This window comes from Streptomyces sparsogenes (assembly GCF_001704635.1).
GTDB lineage: Bacteria > Actinomycetota > Actinomycetes > Streptomycetales > Streptomycetaceae > Streptomyces > Streptomyces sparsogenes.
This window is the reverse complement of sequence record NZ_MAXF01000096.1, coordinates 12,380-26,599: the sequence shown is the minus strand read 5'-3', so window position 1 is coordinate 26,599 and position 14,220 is coordinate 12,380. Positions and strand designations below refer to the sequence as shown.

Here is a 14,220-nt window from a genome sequence, read left to right as displayed (position 1 = left end):
CGGAACAAAGCAGGGGCGGGCGCATGGAGCAGACTCACAGCAGCCACAACGGGGCCGCCACGACCACTCCGGGGGCACAGCGCCGGGTCCTGGTCGTCGAGGACGATCCGACCATCGTGGACGCCATCGCGGCCCGGCTGCGCGCCGAGGGATTCCAGGTGCAGACGGCCGGGGACGGCCCGGCGGCCGTGGACACGGCCGAGGCGTGGCAGCCGGATCTGCTCGTGCTGGATGTGATGCTGCCCGGGTTCGACGGCCTGGAGGTGTGCCGCCGGGTGCAGGCCAGGCGCCCGGTGCCGGTGCTGATGCTCACCGCGCGGGACGACGAGACCGACATGCTGGTGGGTCTGGGGGTCGGCGCCGACGACTACATGACCAAGCCGTTCTCCATGCGGGAGCTGGCGGCGCGGGTGCATGTGCTGCTCAGACGGGTGGAGCGGGCGGCCCTGGCCGCGCACACCCCGCGCAGCGGCATCCTGCGCCTGGGGGAGCTGGAGATCGACCACGCGCAGCGCCGGGTGCGGGTGCGCGGCACGGACGTGCACCTCACCCCGACCGAGTTCGACCTGCTGGTGTGCCTGGCCAACACGCCGCGCGCGGTGCTCTCCCGTGAGCAGCTGCTCGCGGAGGTGTGGGACTGGGCCGACGCCTCGGGCACCCGGACCGTGGACAGCCACATCAAGGCGCTGCGCCGGAAGATCGGCGCGGAGCGGATCCGTACGGTGCACGGGGTGGGCTACGCCCTGGAGACCCCGGCGGCATGAGGCCGTCCGGCCGCTGGACGGCCGTATGGAGCCGCGCGGGCCGATGGGCGAGCCGGCGGGCGAGCTGGCGGGCGACCTTGCGCGCCGCCTGGGACCGGCACTGGAATCGCCGCTGGGACCGCCACTGGGACCGGCTGTGGGAGGCGCTGAAGCCCTTCGACCCGTACCGGTCGGTGAAGGCGGCGCTCGGCGCGCTGGTCATCGGCTCGGTGATCATCACCACGCTGCTGGTGTTCGCGGCGATGCACTCGAACACCGAGCTGCGCGTGATCACCATCTTCTCGATCATCGCCTCGCTGCTGATCACCCAGTTCGTGGCGCACGGTCTGACCGCCCCGCTGGACGAGATGACCGAGGTCACGCGGGCGATGGCGCACGGCGACTACACGCGGCGGGTGAGCGCCGCCCAGCGGCGGGACGAGTTCGGCGCCCTGGCGACCTCCTTCAACCGGATGGCCGCCGACCTGGAGGCGGTGGACACCCAGCGCAAGGAGATGGTGGCCAATGTCTCCCATGAGCTGCGCACCCCGATCGCGGCGCTCCGGGCGGTCCTGGAGAACGTGGTGGACGGGGTCTCGGAGGCCGATCCGGAGACGATGCGGGTCGCGCTGCGCCAGACCGAGCGGCTGGGCCGGCTGGTGGAGCAGCTGCTGGACCTGTCCCGGCTGGACAAGGGTGTGGTGCCGCTGTACGCGCGGCGCTTCGAGGTCTGGCCGTATCTGGCCGGGATCATCAAGGAGGCCAGCATGGCCAAGGGCGCGTACGCGGACGGCAGCTCCGGCTCGCACGCCCGCAAGGACGTCCACCTGAATCTGGACGTGTTCCCGTCCGACCTGGCGGCGTACGCCGACGCGGAGCGGCTCCACCAGGTGGTCGCGAATCTGATCGACAACGCGATGAAGCACTCCCCGGCGCACGGCCGGGTGACGGTGCGGGCGCGGCGCGGCGAGGGCCCGGACAGCCTGGAGCTGGAGGTGCTGGACGAGGGCCCGGGGATCCCGGAGGCCGAGCGGCACCGGGTCTTCGAACGCTTCAACCGGGGCGGCCCGTCCGCGCAGGGCGGGGAGCCGGGGGCGCGCCGCCGGTCGGGGCAGGGCAGCGACGGCGGTACGGGGCTGGGTCTGGCCATCGCGTGGTGGGCGGTCGATCTGCACGGGGGGCGCATCGGTGTGGCCGAGTCGCCGCGGGGCTGCCGGATCAAGGTCAGCCTGCCGGGTAAATCAAAATTGACGTAAAGTCGTCGCCAACGGCGCACAGACGTCGAGGGTCGCGCACATCCGAGCGGATGAGGGCCCGGGACGCGCACATCCCCAGGGGGTGTGGGCGCGTTTTCGCGTTCCCGTACCCGGGCAGAACATGCGGTGATTCCCGCCACTCGAAGCGGCGAAACCAGCCGATCAATGTGACTTGCGCGACGATGACCAGTGCGGCCTGCACGTAAGGGGCCAAGAGGCGTAGCCTTTATTCCCGCTGTCCACCACCTTAGGAAGCGGAAGAGGGCGGTTGCCGCCGTGTCGCCACAGTCCCCCAACAGTTCGAGCGTCTCGACCGACCAGCAGGACGGGCAGGGGAGTAACCCTGCCGCCGCGTTCGGTCCCAACGAGTGGCTCGTCGACGAGATCTACCAGCAGTACCTCCAGGACCCGAACTCGGTCGACCGAGCCTGGTGGGACTTCTTCGCCGACTACAAGCCGGGCCAGGACACCGGCTCCGCGGTGGCCGAGTCCGCCGCGGCTCCGCCGGGCCCGTCCGCCGCGGGGGCGGCCGGTCCCGGCGCCGACCGGCCGACGGCGGTGAGCAACGGCTCAGCGCCGGCCCCGGCGCCCGCGAAGCCCGCCGCCCAGGCCGCGCCGCAGGCCGCCCCGGCCGCGGCGAAGCCCGCGGCCGAGGCCAAGCCCGCCGCCCAGGCTCCGGCCGCCGCGGCTCCGGCCAAGGCCGCGCCCGCCAAGGCCGCCGAGCCGGCCGCTCCGGCCGCCGGCCCGGAGTACGTCACGCTGCGCGGCCCGGCCGCCGCCGTCGCGAAGAACATGAACGCCAGCCTCGAGCTGCCGACGGCCACCTCCGTGCGCGCCGTCCCGGTCAAGCTGCTGTTCGACAACCGCATCGTCATCAACAACCACCTCAAGCGCGCCCGCGGCGGCAAGGTGTCCTTCACGCACCTGATCGGCTACGCCATGGTGCAGGCGCTGAAGGCGATGCCCTCGATGAACCACTCGTTCACCGAGAAGGACGGCAAGCCGACCCTGGTCAAGCCGGAGCACGTCAACCTCGGCCTCGCCATCGACCTGGTCAAGCCCAACGGCGACCGCCAGCTCGTCGTCGCGGCGATCAAGAAGGCCGAGACGCTCAACTTCTTCGAGTTCTGGCAGGCGTACGAGGACATCGTCCGCCGCGCCCGCGCGAACAAGCTGACGATGGAGGACTTCACCGGCGTCACGGCCTCGCTGACCAACCCGGGCGGCATCGGCACCGTGCACTCCGTGCCGCGCCTGATGCCCGGGCAGGGCCTGATCATCGGCGTCGGCGCCATGGAGTACCCGGCCGAGTTCCAGGGCACGTCCCAGGACACCCTGAACAAGCTGGGCATCTCCAAGATCATGACGCTGACCAGCACCTATGACCACCGGGTGATCCAGGGCGCCGCCTCCGGCGAGTTCCTGCGGATCATGAGCCAGCTGCTGCTCGGCGAGAACGACTTCTACGACGAGATCTTCAAGGCGCTGCGGATCCCCTACGAGCCGGTCCGCTGGCTGCGCGACATCGACGTCTCGCACGACGACGACGTCACCAAGGCCGCGCGCGTCTTCGACCTGATCCACTCCTACCGGGTCCGCGGCCATGTCATGGCCGACACCGACCCGCTGGAGTACCGCCAGCGCAAGCACCCCGACCTGGACATCGTCGAGCACGGCCTCACCCTGTGGGACCTGGAGCGCGAGTTCGCGGTCGGCGGCTTCGCCGGCAAGACGATGATGAACCTGCGCGACATCCTGGGCGTGCTGCGCGACTCGTACTGCCGCACCACCGGCATCGAGTTCATGCACATCCAGGACCCGAAGCAGCGCAAGTGGATCCAGGACCGCGTGGAGCGTCCGCACTCCAAGCCGGAGCGCGACGAGCAGCTGCGGATCCTGCGCCGGCTCAACGCGGCCGAGGCGTTCGAGACCTTCCTGCAGACGAAGTACGTCGGCCAGAAGCGCTTCTCGCTGGAGGGCGGCGAGTCCGTCATCCCGCTGCTGGACGCGGTGCTGGACGCGGCCGCCGAGTCGCGCCTGGACGAGGTCGTCATCGGCATGGCCCACCGCGGCCGCCTCAACGTCCTGGCGAACATCGTCGGCAAGTCGTACGCGCAGATCTTCCGCGAGTTCGAGGGCAACCTCGACCCGAAGTCGATGCACGGATCCGGCGACGTGAAGTACCACCTGGGCGCCGAGGGCACCTTCACCGGCCTGGACGGCGAGCAGATCAAGGTCTCGCTGACCGCCAACCCCTCCCACCTGGAGGCGGTGGACCCGGTCCTGGAGGGCGTCGTCCGCGCCAAGCAGGACATCATCGGCAAGGCCGGCACCGACTTCACCGTCCTGCCCGTCGCCCTGCACGGCGACGCCGCCTTCGCGGGCCAGGGCGTGGTCGCCGAGACCCTCAACATGTCGCAGCTGCGCGGCTACCGCACCGGCGGCACCGTGCACATCGTCATCAACAACCAGGTCGGCTTCACCGCCGCCCCGGCCGCGTCCCGCTCCTCCATGTACGCCACCGATGTGGCGCGCATGATCGAGGCGCCGATCTTCCACGTCAACGGCGACGACCCGGAGGCCGTGGTGCGCGTCGCGCGGCTCGCCTTCGAGTTCCGCCAGGCGTTCAACAAGGACGTGGTCATCGACCTCATCTGCTACCGCCGCCGCGGTCACAACGAGACCGACAACCCCGGCTTCACCCAGCCGCTGATGTACGACCTGATCGACAAGAAGCGCTCGGTGCGCAAGCTCTACACCGAGTCGCTCATCGGTCGCGGCGACATCACCCTGGAAGAGGCCGAGCAGGCGCTGCAGGACTTCCAGGGCCAGCTGGAGAAGGTCTTCACCGAGGTCCGCGACGCCACCTCGCACCCGGCCCCGACCGAGCTGCCCGAGCCCCAGCCGGAGTTCCCGGTGGCGGTCTCCACGGCCGTCAACCAGGAGGTCATCAAGCGGGTCGCCGAGTCCCAGGTCAACATCCCCGACCGGATCACCGTCCACCCGCGGCTGCTCCCGCAGCTCCAGCGGCGCGCGGCGATGATCGAGGACGACACGATCGACTGGGGCATGGGCGAGACCCTCGCCATCGGCTCGCTGCTGATGGAGGGCACCCCCGTCCGCCTGGCCGGCCAGGACTCCCGCCGAGGCACCTTCGGCCAGCGCCACGCGGTGCTGGTGGACCGGGAGACCGGCGAGGACTACACCCCGCTGCTCTACCTCTCCGACGAGCAGGCCCGCTACAACGTCTACGACTCGCTGCTCAGCGAGTACGCGGCGATGGGCTTCGAGTACGGCTACTCGCTGGCCCGCCCGGACGCGCTGGTCATGTGGGAGGCGCAGTTCGGTGACTTCGTCAACGGCGCGCAGACGATCGTCGACGAGTTCATCTCCTCGGCCGAGCAGAAGTGGGGCCAGACCTCCGGCGTCACCCTGCTGCTGCCGCACGGCTACGAGGGCCAGGGCCCGGACCACTCCTCGGCCCGCATCGAGCGCTTCCTCCAGCTGTGCGCGCAGAACAACATGACGGTCGCCATGCCGACGCTGCCGTCGAACTACTTCCACCTGCTGCGCTGGCAGGTCCACAACCCGCACCACAAGCCGCTGGTCGTCTTCACCCCGAAGTCGATGCTGCGTCTGAAGGCGGCGGCCTCCAAGACGGAGGAGTTCACCACCGGCTCCTTCCGCCCGGTCATCGGCGACGAGAAGGTCGACCCGGCCGCGGTCCGCAAGGTCGTCTTCTGCTCCGGCAAGGTCTACTACGACCTGGCCGCCGAGCGGGACAAGCGCGGCGCGACGGACACCGCCCTCATCCGGGTGGAGCGGCTCTACCCGCTGCCGGGCGCGGAGCTGCAGGCCGAGATCGCCAAGTACTCCGGCGTCCAGAAGTACGTCTGGGCGCAGGAGGAGCCGGCGAACCAGGGTGCGTGGCCGTTCATCGCGCTGAACCTGATCGACCACCTGGAGCTCTCGGTGGGCGCCGACCTGCCGGCCTCCGAGCGGCTCGTCCGGGTCTCCCGGCCGCACTCCTCGTCCCCGGCGGTGGGGTCGAACAAGCGGCACCAGGTGGAGCAGCAGGCGCTGGTCAGCGAGGTCTTCGAGATCTGACGCCGGTAGCTGTTCGGCTGTAGCCGTACGGAAGGCCCGGCTCCCGCGTGACGCGGGGGCCGGGCCTTCCGGCCGTTCAGATGGGCAGCGGCACGAAGTCCCACACAGGGCGGCCGTGTTGCTGTGCCGCCACCACGGCGGGGTGCCTCAGCCCCAGGATGTCCTCCAGGTCGCCGATGGCTCCCTGCTCGATCGCCGATGCCTCGTCCCGTCCGCCCTTGATCTCCCGCAGGTCCGCGGCGAGCGCGAGCCGAGCCGTCAGGGTCAGCGGGTGCCGCCTGCCCAGCGCGGTCTCGGACCGCAGCGCGACCTCCCGGCTCAGGGCACAGGCGTCCGTCCGGTAGCCCATGGTCTGGTAGGCGGCGGCGGTGTTGACGGCGACCCCCAGCGTCCAGGGGTGGCCCTCGCCGAGCGCCGCCGTCATATCGGTCAGCGCCTTCTCCAGCACCTCCCACGCCGGCTCGTCCTCACCCCGCTCCAGCAGCACGAGCGCGCTGTTCACCGCCGCCCCGACGGCATACGGGTGCTGCTCTCCCACGGTCACCCGGTAGGCGTCCGTGACGAAGTCCCCGAGCGCCCCCGCCTCTTCGAGGCGGCCCATCCGCCTCAGCCCGCACGAGTAGTGGGAGGCGATCAGCAGGGACAGCGGCGCAGCCTCGCCCACCAGCCGCCGCGCGCGGTCCAGCACCATGGCGAGCTGGGAGGTCCCGGTCTCCACCTCCCCGCAGTGAAGCCGGCACATCGCCAGGGCACACTCGGCCGCCAGCGTGGGCGGGGCCTCGCTCCCCACGGCGGCGCGGTGCCGCTCGACGCTGCGGGACTGGACGGCCAGGGCCGCCCGATAGCGGCCCATCAGCAGCAGGTCCCAGGCGTGGTCGGTCTCGGAGGCCAGCGTCTCGAGATGGTCGCTCCCCAACTGCTCCCTCCGGCTCCCCAGGACCTTCTCGTCCAGCTCCAGCGCTTGTCCGTATTCGCCGATCGCCCGCAGCGAGGCGGCCACTTCGGCTTGGCCCTGAAGTTCCTTACGGTGGTCGAGCACCGGGCGGAGGTCGACCTGGCGCCGGCAGAGCTCGTACGCCTCGGCGTAGCGCCCCAGGCCCCGCAGGTCGGCGGAGAGCGCGTTCATCGCAGCGAGCGCGCTGGGATGGCTCAACTGCCGCATGAGCGCCCGGTCCAGCCGCTCGGCCCGGGCGTAGTCCCCGGTCGCCCGCAGCAGGCCGGTGCAGCACAGGGTCAGCTGCCAGTCCGTGACGTCCATGGCCTTGTCGACGAGGGGCAGGGCCGTCGCGTAATCGCCGCTCAGCGTCAGGTACGTCACACAGTCGCGCCGCAGCGGACGCGTCCCCTCCCGGGGCTCCGGGCGCTCCAGCGCCCACAACACGTCGAGATACGGCATGAGTTCGGCGTAGCGCGGCCAGGTGGCCGGTTCCTGGGGCCATCCCGGACGCGCCGCGACGAGGGCCCGCCAGACGACCTGGGCGTCCTTCTCGCGACGGTCCTCGGGGGTCCTTCTGCGGACCGCGTCGCGCACGAAGCGGTGCAGGTGCAGCGTCTCCCCCTCCCGCCGCACCACGGAGTGCTGCACCAGCTTCCCGACCGTCACCTCGAAGTGGGTGGGGTCCTCCAGCAGGGCCGCCACCGCCGGGGAGACCAGCTCCGCCGGAACGGCCCGCAGCAGCGCGAGCGGGACCGGGCCGGGCCCGAACACCGCGCAGAGCTGCAACAGGTCCACGGCCAGTTGCGAGTGGGTCTGCAACCGCCGGATCAATTCCTTGAACACCGTGGGATAGGGCTCCCCGTACGCCGCTCCGGACTTCACGGGCACCGGCTCGCCCTCGCGCAGCCTGCGGATGTACTCCTCGGCCGGCATCGTCGAGCCGTCCAGCCAGCCCGCCGTCTGGTCGAGCGGCAGCGGCAGGTCTCCCACGGCGGCGGCGAGGGCGTCGGCCTCCTCGCCGCTGAGCCGGGGGGCGCGGGCCCGTACGAACGCCACACTTTCCCGCCGGCTGAAGGGCGGGACGTCCAGCACCTCGACGTAGTGGTCGGCCCAGTCGCGGATCTCCGAGGTGATCAGCACATGGCCGCGCCCGCCCGGCAGCAGATCGGCCACGGCGGCCGGGTAGTCGGCCCCGTCGAGGACGAGGAGCCAGCGGTCGGACGGCACGCCCCGGCGCAGATTGTCCAGGGCGGCCTCGGCCCGGGCCCGCCGGGTGTACCCCTGGACGTCCTTGCCGAGGTGGGCCAGATGCCCGGCGAGCCGCGACTCCAGCACCCCACGCCCATGCGCCTCGGCCCACCACACCACGTCGTACTCGGCGGCGAAACGGTAGGCGTACTCGGCGGCGAGCTGGGTCTTGCCGATGCCCGGCAGGCCCACCAGGGCGCAGACGGCGGCCTCGGCGGGGGCGTTCCGCAGGAAGTCGTTGATCCGCTCCAGGAGGACATCCCGGCCGGTGAAACGGGGGTTGCGGCGCGGCACCCCGTCCCACAGCTCGGGCGGGTTCCCGGGCAGCCCGGACCGCTGCCGGGGGCCGCCGACGGTGGCGGGGGCCACGCCGAGCGCGCGCAGCAGCCGCCGCTCGCACTCCTCCTCCTCGACCCCCCACAGTTCGACGGCGTCCAGCAGGGCGGCGAGGAACGGCATCGGGCGGCCGCTGACGTTGAAGGCCGCGACTCGGTCCGTGCTTCGGCGTATGTGGGGGCTCCCGAGGACCGCCTCCCAGTCCGCCTCCGTACGGTGCGGCCCGAGGGCGAAGAAGTGCTCGCTGAGCAGCAGCAGATGGAAGGCGTCGGGGCCGAGCAGCTCGGCCAGGGCGCGGTCCAGGGACGGCTCGTCCGTGGGGTCCCAGCGCCGGAGGGTGATCGCCTCGCGCACGACGCCCGCGGCCTCCAGGCGCCGGGCGACCCAGGTCGCCCAGGGGCGGTGGGGGCCGGCGTACGTCACGGTGACGGGCAGACGGGCGGGCAGGCCGCCGGGCAGCCGGCCGGACGGGCTCGGGGGCGACGGCGGGTGCAGACGCGCCCCCGCGATCAACCTGCCCCCTGAGGAGGGGGCAGGCGCGCCCCGCCCGCCCTCCTCCGCCCGCAACCGCGCCAGCTCCCGCTCCAGCCGCCGGGCCCGGTCCTCCGCGGCGCCGGCCTGTTCCTCCGCGAGCCAGAGCCGGTGCGCCACCGGGTCCTCGGCCTCGGCCTGTTCGGCCGCCGCCTCCTCCCCGGCCTGGAGCTGGTGTTCCAGCTCCTCGCAGCGCCGCTCGGCCTCCAGCGCCTGCCGCCGCGCCTGGTCCAGCTCGCTCTGGAGCCGGACGACTTCCTCCTTCAGCCGGTCGCGCTCACCGCGTAACCGCTCCCGCTCGTCCCGCAGCAGCTCCACCTCGGTGCCGCGTCCGTCGCGCTCGACCGACATCGCCACGGCGAGCTGCCGCTGCTCGACCTCCATCTCGGCGATCCGCTGTTTCCGCGCCTGCAACGCCTCGGTCAGCGCCTCCGCCCGCACCTCGGCCTGCTGGCGCCTGCGGTCGGCGTCGGCGAGCTGGTCACGCAGGTTCTGCAGCTCCCAGCGGGTCCTGTTGGTGGCCTGCAACGCCCGCCGTTGCAGGCCGTGCACATGGGCGACGACCTCGGGGGAGGACGGCCGTCCGGTGGCCTTGGCGGCGTGGGTCAGCAGCGTGTCCACGAACTCGGCCGGGGCGACCCCCGTTCCGCTGAGATAGCGGGAGACGGTGCCCGGGTCGCAGTGCACCCGCAGCGCGAACACCCGCAAGGACACCCCGACCGCCCCGAACAGCCCCCGCAGCCCGGCCGCCAGCTCGGCGCACGCCGGGGGCACGCGGTCGGGTATCGGCTTGAGGTCCCCGACCCGCCCGCCGTCGCCGGTCCGCGGCACCAGCTCCCCGCTCAGTTCCTCGTCGTCGTCCACGCGCGCCCCTCCCCCGTTGCGGCAACAGGCAACGCGTGACACCTGCCGCAACACCCGGCGCCCCGCGCAGGGTGAACGTACCCGGCAAACCGACCGGCCGCACCGAAAGGACCCGCCACCGTGCCTCCCGCGAACCGCCCCGCCCCCCGCCCGCTCCTCGCCCTCGCCGCCGCCGCGGTCTCCGGCGCCGTACGCGCTCTGGTGGGCTGGCTGCTGGACCGTGCGGGGGGCTGAGCGGGCTGAGCGCGCGGTCATCTCACGCGGCGCGCTGTCTCCTGCCCTTGCGGATCAGCCGTGGCCGGCATCGCTCCGTCACCATGAGCGGCGGACCGGACGAAGTCACCGGAAGGTAGCCTCACCAGGACATCCGGCAAGGGGGAACACCGCGTGAACACCATCCACTTCGAACTCGTCCACCAGGGCTCGACCCCCGGCCGTCTCCTGAAGAGGCCCCGCCACACCTGGGCCGGGACGGTGCCCGGCTTCGGGCCGGTCGAGCTGACGTGTCCGGCGGAGGAGGACCTCGTCCGGGACACTCTCGTCTCCTGGGTGTCGGGGCAGGGCATTCCCCCCATGTCCTTCTCCGGCATCGACTTCCGCGACCGCCCCCGCCTCGCCTGGATGACGCTGACCGCCGACGGCTGGACCGCGGATCTGAAGCGCCGCCACCTGGCGGTGACGGCGCACCGCCGTGCGCTGCGGATCGCCCTCGCCGGACGCTCCTACCGCTACCGGGTGCTCGGCGACAAACTCCGCCACGAACTGTGGCGCGAGGGGGCCGTCGTCACGATGTCCCGCTCGACGTGGCGGCACCCGCGCACCATCACGGGTGCCGCGCAGGGCGGCTTCGACGGGCTGGACATCGGGCTGGCGATCCTGATGGAGGGGGTCTACACCCGCAACCTCTCGTTCGGCGGCGCGCTGTACTCCTGGCCGGGCCGCTTCCTGAGCCGCCTGGACGACATCCCGGATCTCTTCTGAGCCTCTCGGCCCGAACACCGCGCCAGCCAGGCAGCCCCAGCCCCCGGTGCCGTCCGAACCTGCTGCGTAGTTCCACCCGGTCGGTGACGCGGCCGCGCTGGGAATGACGGCGCGGATTCCTCAGAAGCGGAAGCCGAACAGACCACCGCTGTCGAGCGCGTCGGTCAGTCGTGGTTCACGCAGGTACGGCGTGGGGTCGAAGCTGCGGCGAATCGCTTTGTCCAGGTCATCGCTATTGAGGGTGGCAATGTACTGCATGCCCTCATCACGGGCCACGTCGGCGGCCAGGGTGAGTGCGGCCGCGAGTTGCCGGTCGTCGACTCCGTCGAAGAGATGACTGTCATGGATGAGGAAGTCCGGGCCACGGCCATGACGATGGGCGAGGACTGCGATGGTGAGGTCGAAGCAGAAAATGACCATGTTGCCGATGCCACGGCTGTCATCGCTGTGGATGTGAGGTCTGATCTGCAGGCTGCTGGGTCCGGCTTCGATCGCGAGATACGCCTCGCGGCCTTCGCCGTACAGACGCTGGGCGTACTGGGAGAACAGCAGAGTCGCCTCGGTGGTCTGCTCGGCGCGCTCGTCCAGGTCGGTCGTGACAGCCTCCTGTAGTTGCAGGCGCTGGGCGGTGATCTGTCGGGCACTGGCTTCGAGGGCCTGGGCGGCTTCGTAGCGGTGTCGCAGCGCCTCCAGTGCGGCCTGTTCACGGGCCAGAGCCTGCTGCAGCGCGGTCAGCGCCTCCAGCGCGCCACCGTCGTTGAGAACGCGCAACAGCCGGGATTGTTCCTCCCCGAGTCGGGCGCGCTCGGTGCGCCGCGCTTCCAGACGAGCGGTGAGGTCGGCGATCTCCGCCTCGAGAAAACGTCGGCGGTTGCGCACCACGGACTGGTGGAAGGTTTGCACCTCCTCGAACCGGCGGCGGACCTGGTCGTTGAGGACGACTCCAAGCTCTTGGTAGACGGGTTCCAGATAGTCGACCTCGACGTCAGCGGCCTCGGTGACGGCCTGGCGCAGTTCCTCCAGGTTGCTCTGGTCGATCACGTCGTCCTGGGCGAGCTGCTTGATGCGACGGGCAAGGCCGTCCGCCTCTGCCTTGACGCGTTCGTATTCGGGCACCACTTGAAAGTCCGCGATCTGGGCCTGCAGTCGCTCGACCTGGGCCTGGGCAAGCGTGATCTGCCCGCGCAAATCAGCGGGGGAGCCGACGATACGCCCCCACACCGGGTCGTTGATGGCTTTGCGTAATTGTGTACGGGTGGCCTTGCGGGCTGCGAGCCGCCGATACCCGTCGGCGAGCTGCCAGTCGAGCCCCAGCATGTAGGCGAGGTTGGTGGTGGCATCCGCTTCGGCCTGACGGGAAAAGGTGCGGGTGGCTTCATTGAAACCGTGTGCAGACACCCGACGGGCCAGGAATGAAAGCATCGTCCGCCCGCTGACGCCCGGATGTTCTTCACGCAGACCGAACAGGTCGCGCTCGATCAGCCGGGTCCATCGCTCGGCGCTCAGCTCCCTGGATCCGCCGAGGTGGAGCTCGAGCGTCCCCGGCTCGTCGGGGGCGGTGATGTCCGGCGTGATGTCGACCACCCCGGGGCGAAGGCCACTACGTCTGACTTGCAGTTCATCGACGCGGGGCCAGCTCATCAGCAGGGAGAAAGTGAAGTTCCGTAAGGCTTTCTTTGTGATCAGTGAGCGCTTGTCGACCCGAGAACCGAGCATGAAATGGATCAGCTCGATCAGGCTGGATTTGCCGGCGCTGTTGCGGCTGTCGGTATCCGCTGAGCCCGCCGTGGTGTCCGCCACCACCAGGTTCATCCCGGGAGTGAAGGTTGCGGTCTTGAAGCCCGGGTAATCAGCGCTCAAGCGCTGCAGCATCGGCACTCCTCGCTACGAGAACATCACGGCGCAGTTCCACCGCGCCCATGCTGTACAGCACATCAAGGGCCAACACGAACCAGGCGAACGATACCGGCGCGTAATGCCCGTGCTCGGACCGCCACGCCTTCAGCCGGGCCCACGCCTGACTGACCGAGCGCGGCTCGTCGAGCTGAAGCAGCACCTGCGCTCCCACGGCAAGCAGACATCGGTCCGGTGCAATGCCCTTCGTGGGCGTGATCATGCCGACACCTCGACGCCGGAGCCGGCCCATCCGGGCGGAGGCGCATCGAAGATGTCACAACGTTCGAAGAAGTGCGCCAATATCACCCAGGCGGCCCGCTGCACTCGTGGCTGCTGGCTACCGTTGCCGAGTACGTACATCTCAAGCTGCCACAGCACATCTTCCGGCTCGGTCCATTCCTGTCGGACCTGCTCGTAATACAGCCGGAAGCCCTGGGCCACCTCGTCGTGTTCCACCGCACGGATACCTCCTTCGTAGAAGGCGTCCACGAGGTGGCTGTGGCGCATGCCCCGCACCAGGTCCTGCCGAGCATCGCCGTGCAGCCGGTTGAAGTCGAGCTTGCCCGGCTCCACATCAGGCAATGGCATCAAAGGGTCCGCCGCGACCCGCTGGTCTCGCAGGTGCTTCAGCAGGGGCGCCAGATCGTCCATCCCCACGCCGTGAATGACCGGCTGGATCGGAATCTGGCAGCCCAGCACCTCCTCGGCAGCTTCCTGGTCCAGGCGCATGCACTCGTACCACAGACGGCGCGTGCCCATCTGCTCGAACTTCACGTCCGGATGCCCTGCGTCCGTCTCTGACAGCAGTGTCGCGATCCGCGGATGCATACCCCGCCGGTCGTTGTGGACGAATACGAACGTGTCGAATTGGCCGGATCTTTTCTCCAACGCCTTGGCCAGGTCGGACATCAGCTTTTGCTTGACCTGTACGACATCCACCGTCTGCGGCGCATAACAGGCGTACAGCTTGCGCTCATGCAGCGCCAGGCCGTCAGCCCCTTGGTCACCGAGCCTGCCATGGGTGCGCACGTCGAGGAAGTCCGGATAGCGCGCACACATCAACCGGTGGAAAAAGTCCTCAAACGCCGTCTCATATAACTCGGCCATCAGCCCCAGGAACTTCAGGCGAGCGTACATACGCTGCTCGAACTGCATCGACCCCCCTTGGTCTCGCCGGAGAGCCTAGCGCGCAGTGATCAACACCACACAAGAAGTAGGCATCGGAAATGAGACAGGCGAGGGGCAGGGGGCTGGGCCCCTGGGGCCCCCGGAAGCAGTCGGCCCGCGCCCCGAGCCGGCGACTCGCGGCGGCCTGCCGCGC

Annotated in this window: 8 protein-coding genes; 4 read left to right on the top strand and 4 right to left on the bottom strand. The window is 70.5% G+C overall.

The window, feature by feature from the left end:
- Positions 1–23 precede the first annotated feature (23 nt).
- The 3 genes from BBH68_RS20140 to BBH68_RS20130 all read left to right on the top strand — a co-directional run bounded on the left by BBH68_RS20140 (position 24) and on the right by BBH68_RS20130 (position 6,106).
- The gene (locus tag BBH68_RS20140; protein WP_065964469.1) at positions 24–764 is read left to right on the top strand and encodes a response regulator transcription factor; all 741 of its coding nucleotides are present in this window, start codon (positions 24–26) and stop codon (positions 762–764) included.
- Positions 761–1,999 carry a sensor histidine kinase gene (locus BBH68_RS20135; RefSeq protein WP_245738147.1) on the top strand — a complete coding sequence of 413 codons (1,239 nt, stop codon included), beginning with the start codon at positions 761–763 and terminating at the stop codon, positions 1,997–1,999. Before BBH68_RS20140 ends, BBH68_RS20135 begins: the two co-directional genes overlap by 4 nt.
- 276 nt (positions 2,000–2,275) lie before the next feature.
- Positions 2,276–6,106 carry a multifunctional oxoglutarate decarboxylase/oxoglutarate dehydrogenase thiamine pyrophosphate-binding subunit/dihydrolipoyllysine-residue succinyltransferase subunit gene (locus BBH68_RS20130; RefSeq protein ID WP_065964466.1) on the top strand — a complete coding sequence of 1,277 codons (3,831 nt, stop codon included), beginning with the start codon at positions 2,276–2,278 and terminating at the stop codon, positions 6,104–6,106.
- A 76-nt stretch (positions 6,107–6,182) separates the two neighbouring features.
- On the opposite strand, the gene fxsT is transcribed toward BBH68_RS20130, so the two are convergent.
- Positions 6,183–10,022, bottom strand: coding sequence for an FxSxx-COOH system tetratricopeptide repeat protein (gene fxsT, locus BBH68_RS20125; RefSeq protein WP_079151095.1), 3,840 nt, complete (start codon positions 10,020–10,022; stop codon positions 6,183–6,185).
- A gap of 387 nt (positions 10,023–10,409) precedes the next feature.
- Between fxsT and BBH68_RS20120 the strand changes: the two genes are divergently transcribed.
- Entirely contained in the window at positions 10,410–11,003 is a 594-nt protein-coding gene (locus tag BBH68_RS20120; protein ID WP_065964462.1) for a hypothetical protein, read from the top strand.
- A 120-nt stretch (positions 11,004–11,123) separates the two neighbouring features.
- Here the strand turns inward: BBH68_RS20120 and BBH68_RS20115 are convergent, their stop codons facing one another.
- The 3 genes from BBH68_RS20115 to BBH68_RS20105 are packed head-to-tail and all read right to left on the bottom strand — an operon-like array spanning position 11,124 to position 14,054.
- Complete coding sequence (locus BBH68_RS20115; protein ID WP_065964456.1) at positions 11,124–12,875, bottom strand: ABC-three component system protein; 1,752 nt, start codon at positions 12,873–12,875, stop codon at positions 11,124–11,126.
- Positions 12,853–13,119 carry an ABC-three component system middle component 6 gene (locus tag BBH68_RS20110; RefSeq protein ID WP_065964453.1) on the bottom strand — a complete coding sequence of 89 codons (267 nt, stop codon included), beginning with the start codon at positions 13,117–13,119 and terminating at the stop codon, positions 12,853–12,855. Before BBH68_RS20110 ends, BBH68_RS20115 begins: the two co-directional genes overlap by 23 nt.
- Positions 13,116–14,054, bottom strand: coding sequence for an ABC-three component system protein (locus BBH68_RS20105; RefSeq protein WP_079151094.1), 939 nt, complete (start codon positions 14,052–14,054; stop codon positions 13,116–13,118). The genes BBH68_RS20110 and BBH68_RS20105 overlap by 4 nt, the downstream gene beginning before the upstream one ends.
- Positions 14,055–14,220 lie beyond the last annotated feature (166 nt).

Coding starts and splice junctions, on each gene's coding strand:
- BBH68_RS20140 (WP_065964469.1), top strand. CDS start 24: ATGGAGCAGACTCACAGCAGCCACAACGGGGCCGCCACGACCACTCCG.
- BBH68_RS20135 (WP_245738147.1), top strand. CDS start 761: ATGAGGCCGTCCGGCCGCTGGACGGCCGTATGGAGCCGCGCGGGCCGA.
- BBH68_RS20115 (WP_065964456.1), bottom strand. CDS start 12,875: ATGCTGCAGCGCTTGAGCGCTGATTACCCGGGCTTCAAGACCGCAACC.
- BBH68_RS20110 (WP_065964453.1), bottom strand. CDS start 13,119: ATGATCACGCCCACGAAGGGCATTGCACCGGACCGATGTCTGCTTGCC.
- BBH68_RS20105 (WP_079151094.1), bottom strand. CDS start 14,054: ATGCAGTTCGAGCAGCGTATGTACGCTCGCCTGAAGTTCCTGGGGCTG.